Raw genomic sequence first — 14,712 nt, forward strand, 5'->3', positions numbered from 1 at the left:
CCCCGTGCGGCGGGCCGGTCAGCGCGGCAACTGGCCGCGGAACTCGCGTCGCGTCGCGTCGAGCGCGCCCTTCGCCGCGACGCCCGCGCCGCCGGCGAGCAGGATGCCGATGATGTCCGGCACGACCCCACCCGTCGTGAAGAGCAGGCCGATCAGCGCGACGAGCGCGGTGCCGCCGGCGACCTTCCACCGGCTGTTGACGTAGTCGCTGGTGGCGCCGCCGGACAGGCCGCGCTCCTTCGCACTCTTGTTGAGCATCGCGAGGTATCCGACGTGGCCGAGCGCCACGAGCGTTCCCACGAGCGCGATGACGAAAGCGACGATGCCGAAGACGGTCCCCATGACTCCACTGTGCCACCGCAGAGGCCGCCGGTGGCGGGATTTCGGGTGGTCCGGGCGTCAGCGTCCGCCGAGGCGTCCGCGGCCGAGGCGCAGCAGGAGCATCGCGAGCTCGCGGCCCTCCTCGCCCAGCTCGCGGAACCGGGCGAGCACGTGGATCTCGCGGCTGTAGACGATGCGCGGGCCGCCGCCCGCCATCCGGACGGCACCGATGCGCCGGGAGACATCGGTGCGCTCCTTGACCAGGCGCAGGATCTCGGCGTCGAGCCGGTCGATCTCGCGGCGGAGCGCGTCGATGTCGGTGGCGTCGTCGGTGTCGGCGGCGGGCTCGGTGTTCACGGACATGTTCTCCTCCTGGGTGCGCGGTCCACCGGCCCGTGACATGCAAGCGCCCCGGGTCCGATGGACTCCGGGGCGTCGGGGCTCTGTTGCGTCAGGCGGCGACGGGGACCGGAATCCGGTACCCGTAGAAAAATCGCGAGGCGCTGACCGACACGCCGACGAGTTTGCCACACGCACGCCGCGGCACGCACCGTCGTCCCTCGCCGGTACCGTGTTCGAACGATGAGCGCGCTGTTCGAACTGCCGTCCGAGAACCCGGCCCGTCCGACGACGGAGCGGGGTGCCGCGTTGCTCGAGGGCCTCAACCCCCGCCAGGTCGAGGCCGTCACGCACGCGGGCTCACCGCTGTTGATCGTCGCGGGGGCGGGCTCGGGCAAGACGCGGGTGCTCACCCACCGGATCGCCTGGCTGCTGGCCGAACGGCACGTGCACCCCGGCGAGATCATGTCGATCACGTTCACCAACAAGGCCGCGGCCGAGATGAAGGAACGCGTCGACGCGCTGGTGGGCAGGCGGGCCAACGCCATGTGGGTGTCGACGTTCCACTCCATGTGCGTGCGCATCCTGCGCCGGGAGGCCAAGCACCTCGGCGTGCGCAGCGCGTTCTCGGTCTACGACGCCGACGACTCCCGCAGGCTCGTCGGCATCGTCGCGCGCGACCTGGAGCTCGACCCGAAGAAGTTCTCCGCCCGCGGGCTGGCGGCCCAGATCTCCAACCTCAAGAACGAGCTGCTGTCCGCCGACGACGCCACCGAGCGCGCCGGGAACGACTTCGAGCGCCGGGTGGCGGAGGTCTACGTCGGCTACCAGTCGCGGCTGCGGCAGGCCAACGCGTTCGACTTCGACGACCTGATCATGGAGACGGTGTCGCTGCTGGCGCGGCTGCCCGCCGTCGCGGAGTACTACCGGCGCCGGTTCCGGCACGTGCTCGTCGACGAGTACCAGGACACCAACAAGGCGCAGTACGAGCTGGTCCGCCAGCTGGTCGAGCCGGCGAGCCCGGGCGCGGAGCCCGCCGAGCTGTGCGTCGTCGGCGACTCCGACCAGTCGATCTACGCGTTCCGCGGCGCGAGCATCCGCAACATCGTCGAGTTCGAGCAGGACTTCCCGAACGCCCGGACGATCCTGCTGGAGCAGAACTACCGCTCGACGCAGACGATCCTCTCGGCGGCGAACGCCGTCATCGCGCGCAACGCCAACCGTCGCGACAAGAGGCTGTGGTCCGACCAGGGCGACGGGGAGAAGGTCGTCGGCTACGTCGCCGACAACGAGCACGACGAGGCCTCGTTCGTCGCCGGGGAGATCGACCGGCTGGTCGACTCGGGGGAGTTCCGCAACTGCGACGTCGCGGTCTTCTACCGGACCAACGCGCAGTCGCGGGTGTTCGAGGACGTGTTCCTGCGGGTCGGGCTGCCGTACAAGGTCGTCGGCGGGGTGCGGTTCTACGAGCGGCGCGAGATCCGCGACGCGCTGGCCTACCTGCGGGTGCTGTCCAACCCGGAGGACACGGTCAGCCTGCGGCGCATCCTCAACGTCCCGAAGCGGGGCATCGGTGACCGCGCCGAGTCGCTGGTCGCCGAGTACGCCGAGCGGCACCGCACGTCGTTCTCGCGGGCGTTGCGGATCGCCGCCGAGCAGCCGGAGGAGCTGCCGGCCCTGGCCACCCGGTCGCAGCGCAACATCGCCGAGTTCCAGCGGATGCTCGACGACCTGCGCGAGCTGGTCGACCGCGGCGACGACACGGCCGAGATCCTGGAGGCCGTCTACGGTCGCACGGGCTACGTCGCGGAGCTCGAGGCGAGCGACGACCCGCAGGACGGCTCCCGGCTGGAGAACCTCGCGGAGCTGGTGACGGTCGCGCGCGAGTTCGCGGGCGACGCCGCGGTCGCCGATCTCCTCGACGGCGGCGCCTCAGACCCCGACGGCACCGTCATCGGGTCGGGCGAGACCGCGCTCGACACCGACGACACCAACGCCGGCGCGCCCGCGCCCGGCTCGCTGGCGGCGTTCCTGGAGCGGGTCGCCCTGGTCGCCGACGCCGACTCCATCCCCGACGACGACTCCGGCATGGTCACGCTGATGACCCTGCACACGGCCAAGGGCCTGGAGTTCCCGGTCGTGTTCCTCACCGGCTGGGAGGACGGGGTGTTCCCGCACATGCGCGCGCTGGGGGACCCGGCGGAGCTGGCGGAGGAGCGGCGGCTGGCCTACGTCGGCATCACCAGGGCCCAGCAGCGGCTGTACCTGTCGCGGGCGATCGTGCGCACGGCGTTCGGGCAGCCGAGCGTCAACCCCGCGTCGCGGTTCCTCGACGAGGTGCCCGCCGAGCTGGTCGACTGGCGTCGCGAGGAGACCCGGCGGCCTGCGGCCCCGGTGGGGCGCTTCGGGTTCGGTCGCCGTCCGGGCGCGACCGACCGCGGCGACTGGCGGGTCCCCGAACGCACGCTGCAGCAGTCGACGATCAGCCTCGACGTCGGCGACCGGGTCAACCACGACAAGTACGGCCTGGGCACGGTCGTGGCGTCCGACGGCGCGGGCGCCCGCGCGACGGTGACGATCGACTTCGGCAGCTCCGGGACGGTGCGGCTGATGCTGATCGGCGGGGTCCCGCTGCAGAAGCTCTGAGCGGCGGCGGGACCGCGCGGACGCTCAGTCGTGCGTCGGCCCGTCGTTGCCCGAGCCGGTGACGCTGATGCCGCGGGCGGCGAGCCACGGCACCGGGTTGATCTTGGTGCCGTTGGGCGCCCAGATCTCGAAGTGCAGGTGCGGGCCGGTCGACTGGCCGCGGTTGCCCATCTCGGCGATCTCCTGGCCGGCGCTGACCTTCTGGCCGACCGTGACCAGGCTGCGGTTGATGTGGCCGTACACGCTGTGCGAGCCGTCCGGGTGCCTGAGCACGACCCACAGGCCGAAGCCGCTGGCCGGTCCGGACTCCTCGACGACGCCGTCGGTGACCGCGTAGATCGGGGTGCCGATGCTGTTGGCGAGGTCGATTCCGTAGTGCGTGACGCCCCAGCGGGCGCCGAAGCCGGACGTGAAGCGGCCGACGGTCGGCAGCACGTAGGCGGCGCCGTTCCACAGCACGCCCTCGGGCGCGCCGGCGGCGAGCGCCCGCTTGAGCAGGTTCGCCTGCTGGGCGATCTTCGCGCCGATGTCGACGGCCTTGGTGAGGTTGGCGACGTCGACGTCCTCGCCGGGGTCGAGCGACTCGCCCGGGGCCACGGACGCGAGCTGGGCGGCACCGATCGCGGGCAGTGCGCGGGGCGCGCCTGCGCTGGTCGCGGGGGCGGCGGGCGTGACGGTCTCCACCGGGATCATCGCGTTGGTCGAGAGGGTCGCGTAGGGCGCGTCGACCGGGTGTGCGGCGCTCCACAGCGACGCCAACGACTGTCCCGCGGCCACGACCGCGCCGGCCGCCGCGAAGGCGACCGTCGCCCGCCCACGGATGGACGGCGACGGAGGCGCCGGTAACCGGTGACCTCCTGCAACCGCACACCCGCCCGCGGGCGGGTGTGCGTGGAGGTCCTGGTCGGCGCCGCGTGGGGAGCGGTGGCGCGACAAGAACTGCCCTTCTCGATACCGATGAGGCAGCCCGTTGCACGGTCGGGGCGGGCAGGTCGGGTTGGGGAGACCCTCGGCGGAACCGGTTCGGGGCCGGCTCCGTCACCTGTCGTGACCCGTCCGTGACACGGACGTCGCGAAACTAGCGGGCTCCGCGGTGCCGGGGCAAATCCCCCAGGGGCGTGTGCGCAGGTGCACCCGAACGGGTTCAGGCGGGTGAGGATCGGTCACGCATCGTGGCATTCGTCGCCCGTCGGGAGCGCGACCTGCGAGTGAAGTGATCAGTGCGGGCGTCGCTGCGGGCGAGCGCCGTGGCCACCCAGTGCACCGTTCGCGGGTCGATCGGCAGTGAAAGGTGACCCACGTCACGCAGTTCGAGCTCCTCGACCCACAGGTCCGGGTGGGTCAGCCGCGCGTTGCCCTGCGGGACGACCATCTCGTCGAGGCGGCTCCACACGACGAGGAACCGGGTCCGGCACCGCGGGGCGGGCCCGGCCAGCTCGGTCAGTACCTCCGAGCCCGGACGCAGCTGGCGGGCGAGCGGCGTGGGCATCAGGTAGGCCGTCGCCGTCCCGGTGTGCGGGCTGCCCAGCGTCACCAGCGTGTCGACGGCCTCGTCGCCCCCCATCCGCTGCACGTAGTAGCGCGCGATCATGCCGCCGAGCGAGTGGCCGACGATGTGCACCTTCTCCGCGCCCGTCGACGCACGGACGTCCTCGACGGCCCTGCGCAGCTCGCGCGCCGCGTCGCGCAGGTCTCCGGTGAGAACGCCGTAGTTGACCGCGTGCACACGCCCGAAGCCCCGGCGGCGCAGCGCCCGGCCGAACACGCTGAACACCGAGCGGTTGTCCATGATCCCGTGCACCAGGATGATCGGCGTCCCCGCGGCCGCCACGTCGGACACGACGAGGCTGCGCATGCGGGGCGGGAGCACGTCGGTGCGGTAGTGGTCCGGGTCCTGCATCGTCTCGGCGATGAGGCCCAGCGGGTAGGACGCGACGTGCGCCACGAGCCAGGCGCTCTCGACCGCCATCCCGCGCAGCCCGCCCGGCGAGCCGAAGGTCCGGGCCGCGTAGCCGGCGGCGCGAGCGGCCTCCCGGGCGAGCGTCCGCGCCCCGCCGGCCGCGGTGGCCAGGCGGGCTCGCGCGCTGGGCGCCGACGCCATGGGGAGACGGTAGGTCAGAAACGCCCGTCCTGCCCATCGCGGACACCTCCCCGAACGGCGGCATCACGCGGTGTGAGCAGCCCCACCGGCAAGGTGACTGGTCTCACCGGCCCAGGTCAGGGACGGTGCGCTCCGCATGGCTAGGGTCCTGGGGCGAGAACACGGTCGAGTCCGATGGTCGGCGGCGGCGACGCGTTCGATCACGCGCCGGCCGCCTGCACACCGGAGTGATCAGGAGAGAGCCGAGTGGACCTGTACGAGTACCAGGCGAAGGAACTCTTCGCCGCACACGGAGTCCCGGTGCTGCCGGGCCGGACCGTCGAGACCGCGGACGACGCGGCCGCGGCCGCCGCCGAGCTGGGCACCGCGGTCGTCGTGAAGGCGCAGGTGAAGACGGGCGGCCGTGGCAAGGCGGGCGGTGTCAAGCTCGCCGAGAACGCGGACGAGGCCAAGGAGAAGGCCGGGGCCATCCTCGGCATGGACATCAAGGGCCACACCGTCCACCGGGTCCTGGTGACGACCGCCAGTGACATCGCCGAGGAGTACTACTTCTCGTTCCTGCTCGACCGCTCCAACCGCACCTTCCTGGCCATGTGCTCGGCCGAGGGCGGCATGGAGATCGAGCAGTTGGCCGTCGAGCGCCCCGACGCGCTCGCGCGCATCCCCGTCGACGCCATCGCCGGCGTCGACAAGGCGAAGGCCGACGAGATCGTCGCCGCCGGGAAGATCCCCGCCGCGGTCGCCGAGGAGGCCGCGCAGGTCATCGTCAAGCTGTGGGAGACCTTCGTCTCCGAGGACGCGACGCTGGTCGAGGTCAACCCGCTCGTGCGCGACCCGCAGGACAAGGTCATCGCGCTCGACGGCAAGGTCACCCTGGACGAGAACGCCGACTTCCGCCACCCCGACCACGCCGGTCTGGTCGACGAGCGCACCGAGAACGCGCTCGAGGCCAAGGCGAAGGCCAAGGGCCTCAACTACGTCAAGCTCGACGACGGCCAGGTCGGGATCATCGGCAACGGCGCGGGCCTGGTCATGTCGACCCTCGACGTCGTCGCGTACGCCGGCGAGAAGCACGGCGGGGTCAAGCCGGCCAACTTCCTCGACATCGGCGGCGGCGCGTCGGCCCAGGTCATGGCCGACGGCCTCGACGTCATCCTCGGCGACCCCGACGTCAAGAGCGTGTTCGTCAACGTCTTCGGCGGCATCACCGCGTGCGACGCGGTCGCCACCGGCATCGTCGAGGCCCTGAAGATCCTGGGCGACGCGGCCACCAAGCCGCTGGTCGTGCGGCTCGACGGCAACAACGTCATCGAGGGGCGCCGAATCCTCGACGAGGCCAACCACCCGCTGGTCACGCAGGTGGACACGATGGACAACGCGGCCGACAAGGCCGCCCAGCTCGCGGCTGCGGGGGCCTGATCATGTCGATCTTCCTCAACGAGAACAGCAAGGTCATCGTCCAGGGCATCACCGGCGGCGAGGGCACCAAGCACGCCACCAAGATGCTGGCGGCGGGCACGAACATCGTCGGCGGCGTGAACGCCCGCAAGGCGGGCACCACCGTCACCATCGGCGGCAAGGACCTCACGGTCTTCGGCACCGTCGAGGAGGCCATCAAGGAGACCGGCGCCGACGTCAGCGTCGTCTTCGTGCCGCCGAAGTTCGCCAAGGACGCCGTCATCGAGGCGATCGACGCGGAGATCCCGCTGGCCGTCGTCATCACCGAGGGCATCCCGGTGCACGACTCGGCCTACTTCTGGGCGCACGCCGTCGCGAAGGGCAACAAGACCCGGATCATCGGCCCGAACTGCCCCGGCATCATCAGCCCCGGCAAGTCCAACGCCGGCATCATCCCGGCCGACATCGCGGGCCCCGGCAAGATCGGGCTGGTGTCGAAGTCGGGCACGCTGACCTACCAGATGATGTACGAGCTGCGCGAGATCGGCTTCTCGACGGCCATCGGCATCGGCGGCGACCCGGTCATCGGCACGACCCACATCGACGCCCTCGAGGCGTTCGAGGCCGATCCCGAGACCGCCGCGATCGTCATGATCGGCGAGATCGGCGGCGACGCCGAGGAGCGGGCGGCGGCCTTCATCCAGGCCAACGTCAGCAAGCCGGTCGTCGGCTACGTCGCGGGCTTCACCGCCCCCGAGGGCAAGACGATGGGCCACGCCGGCGCCATCGTCTCCGGCTCGGCCGGCACCGCGCAGGCCAAGAAGGAGGCCCTCGAGGCCGCCGGGGTCAAGGTCGGCAAGACGCCGAGCGAGACCGCCGCGCTGATGCGGGAGATCATCGCGGGGCTCTGAGCGCCACCGCGTCGCGGCGCGGCGGCCCGCCGACGGTGGGTCCGCCGCGCCGGGTACCGTCGAAATCGATGTAGCAACGACGAGCGCGCGCAACGGGTGCGCCGAGGGGGACGTCGATGACTCAGCAGACCGAGCAGCCCGCGAACGCGGGTCTGGCCGGACCGGCCCGGCTCGCCGCGCTCGGCGTCGGCGCTCTCGGGATCGTCATCTACCTGTGCTCGTTCTCCTCGGCGTTCCTGCTCTACCTCGTGCAGGGCCAGCAGCTGCTGATGATCGGTGGGCTGCTCGTCGCGGCCGCCGCGATCCGCCGCGGGCTGCTCATCCCCGGTGCGGTCGTCACGGTCGTCGGGGCGCTCGCTGTGCTGCAGGCCGTGCTGTTCGGCAACTCCGTCGCGGGCCTGCTCGGGTCGTTCGGCGGGTCGGCCGGTGCCTCGCTGCCCGCGATCATGATCGTCGTGCTCGTGCTGGCGCTCCTTCAGGCGGCGGGCGCCGTCCTGGTCGTGCTGTTCGACCTCGGCATCGTCAAGCCCCCGGCGCCCAGGCCGGCCACACCGCAGGGCTACGGCCCGCCGCCCGGCTACGGCCAGCCGGGGCAGGCCGGACCGCAGCCCTATGGCGGCTACCAGGGCGGATACGTCCAGCAGCAGCCGCCCGGGTACGCGCCGCCGCCGCCCTACGCCCCGCAGCAGCCCGCCGGCGGCTTCGGCCAGCCGCCTGCCCCGTCGACGTACGGGGCGCACGGCTGGGGTGGCAGCCAGCAGCCCACGGGCCCTCAGGCCACCCCGCCGGCCCCGCCGCCCGGCCAGTCCCCGACGGGGTCGCAGCCCGCCGGGTCGCCCCCCGCCGGGTCGCCCCCTGCCGAGGCGACGCAGACCCTCTCCACCGGCGAGAACCGTGCGCAGACACCGCCGCAGCAGTAGGTGACCTGCACCAAGCCCGACGCGCCCGCCCGGCGTGCCTGACCGCCGACGACGCGCCGCGCTGAGAGTCTGGACCGCGTGAGCCGCCGAACCGCCCCGTCCCGAGGCCGGCCGGCCGAGGTCTCCGCCGGTGCTCGCAGGGCTCGGAGTGCCGACGTCGCCGGTGCGCGGACCCGCGGGCCCGACGGCCGCCGCGCCGACCTGCCCGGCGACGACGCTCCCGGGGCGGACGTGCTCGCCGCCGCCGCGGAGTCGCCGTCCGACGGTCTCGACCGGCTCCGGGTCCTGCTCGCCGCCGCGATGGGCACCGTGCTCGTCAGCTACGCCTTGCTCGTCCCGGCCGCCGCACTCGTCGTCCTCACGTCCGGATCAGGGATGTCCGTCGACGGCGCCTTCGCCGCCGCCATCCCGCTGTGGCTCGCCGCGCACCAGATCCCGCTGCAGGTCCAGGGCGCGCCGCTGAGCGTCCTGCCGCTGCTCCCGACGATCGTGCTGGTCCTCGTGATCGCCGGTGGGGCCCGCTGGGCGGTCCGGCGCCTCGGTGGCCGGCTGCGTACCGACGGCGGTGCCGTCCTCGCCGCACACGCCGGTGCCCACGCGGCGGTCGCGGTCCTGGCCAGTGCGCTCCTCCCGGCTGCGGCGGCCGTGTCCGTCGCGCCGTGGGCGGCGATGGTCGGGGCCGGTCTGCTCGCCGCGCTCGCCACCGGCGCGGGACTGCTGCGCGCCTGCGGGCTGCCCGCCGAGTGGCGCGCCCGCATCCCGTCGTGGGGTGGCGCGGCGCTGCACGGCGCCGCCGTCGGACTGGTCGCGCTCGTCGCGGCGGGTGCCGCGGTCCTCACCGTGGACATGGTCGTCCGGGCGGGCGAGATCCAGCGCGCCTTCGTCACGCTCGGGCCGGGATTCGGCGCTGCGCTCGGCACCTTCCTGCTCTCACTGGCCTACCTGCCCAACGCCGTCCTCGCGGGCGCGTCCTGGCTGTTGGGGCCGGGGGTCGTCGTCGGGACGGCGTCGGCGTCGCCGTTCGCGGTCAGCGCCGGCCCGCGGATGCCGTTCCCGCTGCTCGCGGCCATGCCGGACACCGCGCCCCCGGCGTGGGCGATCGTCGTCCTGCTCGTCCCGGTGGCCGTCGGCGTCACGGTCGGCGCGGTCTGCCGACGGGCCCTGGCCGACACCCCCGACGTCCGGACCCGGCTGCGGGCCACCGCCGTCGCCGCGGTCCTGCTCGTGCTGGTCGTCGTGGTCCTCGCGGTGTTCGCGGGCGGACGCCTGGCCGCCGGCCCCTTCGATCCGATCCGGTTGCGTCCCGAGCTGCTGGCGCCCGCGGTGCTGCTGTGGATCGGGGGGCCGGCGCTGCTGATCGCGACGTTCCAGCGGTCGGCCCCCGGAGCCGCCCTCGCCCGGCGGACCGGGAACGTCGACCTCGAGGAGATCGAGGACGACGACGAGCCGGGCGGCGAGGAATACGAGCCCGCCGGGTCCGCGACCGGCGACGGCGACGCGGCCCCGCAGATCGGGTCCGAGGATCTCGATCGCGACTCCGACGACTTCGAGGACTCCGACGACTTCGAGGACTCCGACGACGTCGAGGACGGCTCGGAAGGCGTCGAGCTCGAGTCCGGGAACGATGAGGTGGGCGAGGGGCAGGGCGCGCGCGGCGTCGCCGGTGCCGACGACGATCCCGAGGACGACGATCCCGAGGACGGCGATCCCGAGGACGGCGATCCCGAGGACGACGATCCCGAGGACGACGATCCCGAGGACGACGAGCTCGACGGCCGGTCCGACGCGGACGGGTCCGCGGCCGCCGCGGCGGGGGACGAGGACGGTGGCGAGGACGGCGGCGAGGACGGTGGCGAGGACGGTGGCGAGCCCGGCCGCCGCGCGATCGACGACGATCCGGTGCCGGCGGCCGGCGCCGCCGCCGTTGCCCCGGATTCACCCGTGGCCTCCACTGTCGCCGTTCCCGGTGATGACGCTGCCGGTGATGACGCTGCCGGTGATGACGGGCCCGGTGGCGAGGGGCCGGACGCCGAGGGGCCGGAGGTCGAGGCGCCCGGCAGGGGCCGTCGTGGGGTGATCCGCGGCAGGCTGCTGCGCCGTAGATCCGGCGACGACGACGCCCCCAGGGCGGCCGACCCGGACGTCGATGACGTGGCGGACGGCGAGGATGCCGACGAGCCCGCCGCCGCGCCGCGCACCGTCGCCGAGCTGGTCGCGCTCCGGGAGGCCCAGCGCCGCAAGGGGTCCTGAGCGTCGGCCGGGACCTTCGCGCGGTTGCGACACCCGTCCGGGACGGGGCGGCGACGGTGTGACGCCCGCCGCCGCCTACTCTCGACACAGACGTCCGCTTGTCTTTTCTGCCGAGGAGTGGTGTGCCCGCGTCGTCCGGCAGTGCCCTGCGCGGTGCGCGCCCGGTCCGCAGCCGGATCGTGGTCCTCGCGTCGGGGACGGGCACCCTCCTGCAGGCCCTGATCGACGCGACGGCCGATCCCGGCTACCCGGCGGAGATCGTCGCCGTCGGGAGCGACCGGCCCGGCTGCGGTGCCCTCGACCGCGCGGATGCGGCCGGCATCCCGGGGTTCGCCGTCCCGCTCGGCGCGCACCCGGACCGCGCGGCCTGGGACGTCGCACTCACCGAGGCCGTCGTCGCACACCGCCCGGAGCTCGTCGTCAGCGCCGGTTTCATGCGCATCCTCGGCCCGGCCTTCCTCTCCGGCGTGCCGTGCCCGATGATCAACACCCATCCCGCGCTGCTGCCCGCGTTCCCCGGGGCGCACCCGGTCCGCGACGCGCTGGCCCACGGGGTCAAGGTCAGCGGCGCGACGGTGCACCTGGTCGACAGCGGCGTCGACACCGGACCGATCCTGGCGCAGGAGGCGGTCCCGGTGCTGCCCGGCGACACCGAGGCCGAACTGCACGAACGCATCAAGATCACAGAGCGGCGGTTGCTGGTGGGCACCGTCGCCGCGCTCGTCCGCGACGGGCGCGACCGGACGAGAGGTGACCTTCCGTGAGCGAGCGCAGACCCGTCCGCCGGGCCCTGATCAGCGTGTACGACAAGGCGGGACTGCTCGACCTCGCGACCGGGCTGCACGCGCTGGGCGTCGAGATCGTCTCGACGGGCTCCACCGCGCAGCGCATCGCCGACGCCGGGGTCCCGGTGACCCCGGTCGAGGAGCTGACGGGCTTCCCCGAGTGCCTCGACGGCCGGGTCAAGACGCTGCACCCACGCGTGCACGCCGGGCTGCTTGCCGACACCCGCAAGCCCGAGCACCTCGCGCAGCTCGAGCAGCTGGGGATCGCGCCGTTCGACATGCTCGTGTCGAACCTGTACCCGTTCACCGAGACCGTCGCGTCGGGAGCCACGCCGGCCGAGTGCGTCGAGCAGATCGACATCGGCGGCCCGGCGATGGTCCGGGCGTCGGCGAAGAACCACGACAGCGTCGCCGTCGTCGTCGATCCCGAGCGGTACGCCTGGGTGCTCGAGCAGGTCAAGGAGGGCGGTTTCGAGCTGTCCGACCGTCGGCGCCTCGCCGCCGACGCGTTCCGGCACACCGCGACCTACGACGTCGCCGTCGCCTCCTGGATGGGCAGCGTCCTCGCGGCCGACCCCGAGGGCGGCCCGTTCCCGGAGTGGGTGGGCGCCACCTGGCAGCGCTCGGCGACGCTGCGCTACGGCGAGAACCCGCACCAGGCCGCCGCGCTCTACGCCGACGGGCGGGGCGGGCTCGCGGGCGCGGAGCAGTTGCACGGCAAGGAGATGTCGTACAACAACTACGTGGACGCCGACGCCGCCTGGCGCGCCGCGCACGACCACGGCGAGCAGCCGACCGTCGCGATCATCAAGCACGCCAACCCCTGCGGCATCGCCGTGGGTGCCGACGTCGCCGAGGCGCACCGCAAGGCCCACGCCACCGACCCGTTGAGCGCGTTCGGCGGGGTCATCGCCGTCAACGCCGAGGTCAGCGCGGAGATGGCCACCCAGGTGGCCGAGATCTTCACCGAGGTCGTGCTCGCCCCGTCGTACGCGCCGGAGGCGCTGGAGATCCTGTCGCGCAAGAAGAACGTCCGGCTGCTGCGCATCGACGGCGTCGTCCGGCGCACCGGCGTCGAGCAGCGCGCGATCTCCGGCGGGCTGCTCCTGCAGCAGCGCGACGCCATCGACGCACCGGGTGACGACCCGTCGTCGTGGACCCTCGCGGCCGGCGAGCCGGTGTCCGAGGACGTGCTCGCCGACCTGCGCTTCGCCTGGCGGGCCTGCCGCTCGGTCAAGTCCAACGCGATCCTGCTGGCGTCGGGCGGCGCGGCCGTCGGCGTCGGGATGGGGCAGGTCAACCGGGTCGACTCGGCGCGGCTCGCCGTGGCCCGGGCAGGCGAGCGCGCCCGTGGGTCCGTCGCCGCGTCCGATGCCTTCTTCCCGTTCCCGGACGGCCTGGAGATCCTGCTCGAGGCGGGTGTTGCGGCCGTCGTGCACCCGGGCGGCTCGATCCGCGACGACGTCGTCACCGCCGCCGCGGCGGCGGCCGGGGTCCCGCTCTACCTGACGGGCACGCGGCACTTCGCGCACTGAGTCGAACTGAGCTGAGCGCGTGCCGCGCTCACCCGCGGCCCCGCCCTCTCGGGAGCATCCGGCGCAGGGCGAGGGCCGCGGCGAGCAGGGTCGTCACGGCGACGACGTGCCAGAGCAGGGCCAGCGGCCACGGCAGGTCCGGTACCGCGTAGCCGGCCAGCCCGAGTGGCACCGCGATGCCGCCGGTGGCCGCGCAGACCTTGGCGTACAACCCCTCACGCCCCGCTCGGTGCGAGGTGGTGCCAGTCGGCGCGGTCGCCGCGCAGTGCGTCGGCCGCGGCGCGCAGGAAGACGGCCTGCTGGAACAGGTCGTAGCCGAACTCGACGACCATCGGCAGCGCCAGCGCCATCCCGCGCCAGCCGCGGGCCCGCACCGTCCACACCCGTTCGACGACGAACACCGCGGTCACCGCGATCCACAACCCGGTGGGCGGGCCGAGCAGGCCCGCCGTCGCGAACAGGGCCGTGGCCAGCAGGAACAGCCCGACCGCGACGATGCCCGCGTACATCCCGGCCTGCCGGGCGAGGTACGGCGCGGTGACGACGTTGAGGCCGTACCCGCGCAGGTTCTCCAGGGCCCCGCGCTGCCAGCGCAGCCGTTGCCGCCACAGGTCGGCCCAGGTCGGCATGATCTCGGTGAGGACGCCGCAACCCGGCGGGGAGACCGTCCGCCATCCGAGCGTGCGGACGGCGAGGGTGATCTCGTTGTCCTCGGTGAGTGCGGCGGGGTCGTAGACGCGACCGGCGGGCCCTGGTAGCCGGGTGCCACGTGCGGCGGCGACCTCGCGCAGCACGCCGACCCGGAACAGCGTCGCGGTCCCGGTGAGCACCGTGGCGCGATCGGCACGCCGCGCGATCTCGCGGGCGTAACGGGCGTACTCGTTGCGCTGCAACGCCCCCACGAGCCCGGACCCCGCCTCGCCGTGGAACACCCCGCCGACGGCGCCGACGGTGTGGTCGTCGCGCAGCGTGCGCAGCGCCGTCTCGACGAACCCGGTGACGAGCATCGAGTCCGCGTCCGCGACGAGCAGCAGGTCGTCGTCGGCCAGCGCCGGGAGCAGGGCGTCGAGCGCCTGGCCGAGGGCACCCGCCTTGCGGTCGGTGTTGCCGACGGTCTCGAGTACCTCCGCGCCGTGACGGCGCGCCACCGGCACGGTGTCGTCGGTGCAGTTGTCGGCGACGACGACGATCCGGTCGGGCGCGGTCGTCTGGTCGCGCAGCGACGCGAGCGCCTCGGGCAGGGCGCGCTGCTCGTCGTGTGCGGGGACGAGGGCGACGATCCGGGGCCTGGTTCCGGTGGGAGCATCGTCGAGGGGCGCCGGTGGGAGGTCCAGCGTGAGGGCGGCGAGCTGGCTCCGGCGTTTCTGACCCCGCGTCACGTCTGTCGCTCCAACGAGTCGAAGTCGGCCGCCGGGCGGGGTTCGCGCCGGCCGGTTATTCGTACAGTGACCGCGACCTGTGACGGCATTCCTCGATCGAGTGAGTGTCAGTGACGGGTACTCGGAG

13 protein-coding genes are annotated in these 14,712 nt (G+C 73.5%); 7 read left to right on the plus strand and 6 right to left on the minus strand.

Translation table 11 applies throughout. The annotated features are described in order from the left end of the window. Positions 1 to 18 precede the first annotated feature (18 nt). Positions 19 to 342: a hypothetical protein gene (locus PSD17_RS30015; protein ID WP_013677377.1), complete on the minus strand. Its 324-nt coding sequence runs from the start codon at positions 340 to 342 to the stop codon at positions 19 to 21. A gap of 57 nt (positions 343 to 399) precedes the next feature. Next, positions 400 to 684: a chorismate mutase gene (locus PSD17_RS30020; protein ID WP_013677376.1), complete on the minus strand. Its 285-nt coding sequence runs from the start codon at positions 682 to 684 to the stop codon at positions 400 to 402. 219 nt (positions 685 to 903) lie between these two features. Between PSD17_RS30020 and PSD17_RS30025 the strand changes: the two genes are divergently transcribed. Beyond that, positions 904 to 3,306: a UvrD-helicase domain-containing protein gene (locus PSD17_RS30025; RefSeq protein ID WP_013677375.1), complete on the plus strand. Its 2,403-nt coding sequence runs from the start codon at positions 904 to 906 to the stop codon at positions 3,304 to 3,306. Positions 3,307 to 3,330: 24 nt separating this feature from the next. Here the strand turns inward: PSD17_RS30025 and PSD17_RS30030 are convergent, their stop codons facing one another. Together PSD17_RS30030 and PSD17_RS30035 are read right to left on the minus strand one after the other, a co-directional pair. After that, entirely contained in the window at positions 3,331 to 4,083 is a 753-nt protein-coding gene (locus PSD17_RS30030; RefSeq protein WP_339125789.1) for a M23 family metallopeptidase, read from the minus strand. 367 nt (positions 4,084 to 4,450) lie between these two features. Next, complete coding sequence (locus tag PSD17_RS30035) at positions 4,451 to 5,407, minus strand: esterase/lipase family protein (RefSeq protein WP_339125791.1); 957 nt, start codon at positions 5,405 to 5,407, stop codon at positions 4,451 to 4,453. A 246-nt stretch (positions 5,408 to 5,653) separates the two neighbouring features. Between PSD17_RS30035 and sucC the strand changes: the two genes are divergently transcribed. From sucC to purH, 6 genes are all read left to right on the plus strand, one after another. Next, a complete protein-coding gene (sucC, locus tag PSD17_RS30040) occupies positions 5,654 to 6,826 on the plus strand; it encodes an ADP-forming succinate--CoA ligase subunit beta (protein WP_013677372.1) in 1,173 nt (390 codons plus the stop codon). A 2-nt stretch (positions 6,827 to 6,828) separates the two neighbouring features. Continuing rightward, a complete protein-coding gene (gene sucD / locus PSD17_RS30045) occupies positions 6,829 to 7,716 on the plus strand; it encodes a succinate--CoA ligase subunit alpha (RefSeq protein ID WP_013677371.1) in 888 nt (295 codons plus the stop codon). Between the two features lie 116 nt (positions 7,717 to 7,832). Next, positions 7,833 to 8,636: a DUF5336 domain-containing protein gene (locus PSD17_RS30050; RefSeq protein ID WP_339125794.1), complete on the plus strand. Its 804-nt coding sequence runs from the start codon at positions 7,833 to 7,835 to the stop codon at positions 8,634 to 8,636. Positions 8,637 to 8,714: 78 nt separating this feature from the next. Beyond that, entirely contained in the window at positions 8,715 to 10,886 is a 2,172-nt protein-coding gene (locus PSD17_RS30055) for a cell division protein PerM (RefSeq protein ID WP_339125796.1), read from the plus strand. A gap of 122 nt (positions 10,887 to 11,008) precedes the next feature. Next, positions 11,009 to 11,650, plus strand: coding sequence for a phosphoribosylglycinamide formyltransferase (gene purN / locus PSD17_RS30060; protein ID WP_339125797.1), 642 nt, complete (start codon positions 11,009 to 11,011; stop codon positions 11,648 to 11,650). Further along, entirely contained in the window at positions 11,647 to 13,206 is a 1,560-nt protein-coding gene (purH, locus tag PSD17_RS30065) for a bifunctional phosphoribosylaminoimidazolecarboxamide formyltransferase/IMP cyclohydrolase (protein WP_013677367.1), read from the plus strand. Before purN ends, purH begins: the two co-directional genes overlap by 4 nt. A gap of 28 nt (positions 13,207 to 13,234) precedes the next feature. Here purH and PSD17_RS30070 read toward each other — a convergent pair whose 3' ends face one another. Continuing rightward, positions 13,235 to 13,417 carry a hypothetical protein gene (locus PSD17_RS30070; protein WP_013677366.1) on the minus strand — a complete coding sequence of 61 codons (183 nt, stop codon included), beginning with the start codon at positions 13,415 to 13,417 and terminating at the stop codon, positions 13,235 to 13,237. Between the two features lie 4 nt (positions 13,418 to 13,421). Next, the gene (locus tag PSD17_RS30075; RefSeq protein ID WP_339125800.1) at positions 13,422 to 14,585 is read right to left on the minus strand and encodes a glycosyltransferase; all 1,164 of its coding nucleotides are present in this window, start codon (positions 14,583 to 14,585) and stop codon (positions 13,422 to 13,424) included. Positions 14,586 to 14,712 lie beyond the last annotated feature (127 nt).

Origin of the sequence: Pseudonocardia sp. D17, from assembly GCF_036984265.1 — a bacterium.
In the GTDB taxonomy this organism is placed as follows: Bacteria; Actinomycetota; Actinomycetes; order Mycobacteriales; family Pseudonocardiaceae; genus Pseudonocardia; species Pseudonocardia benzenivorans.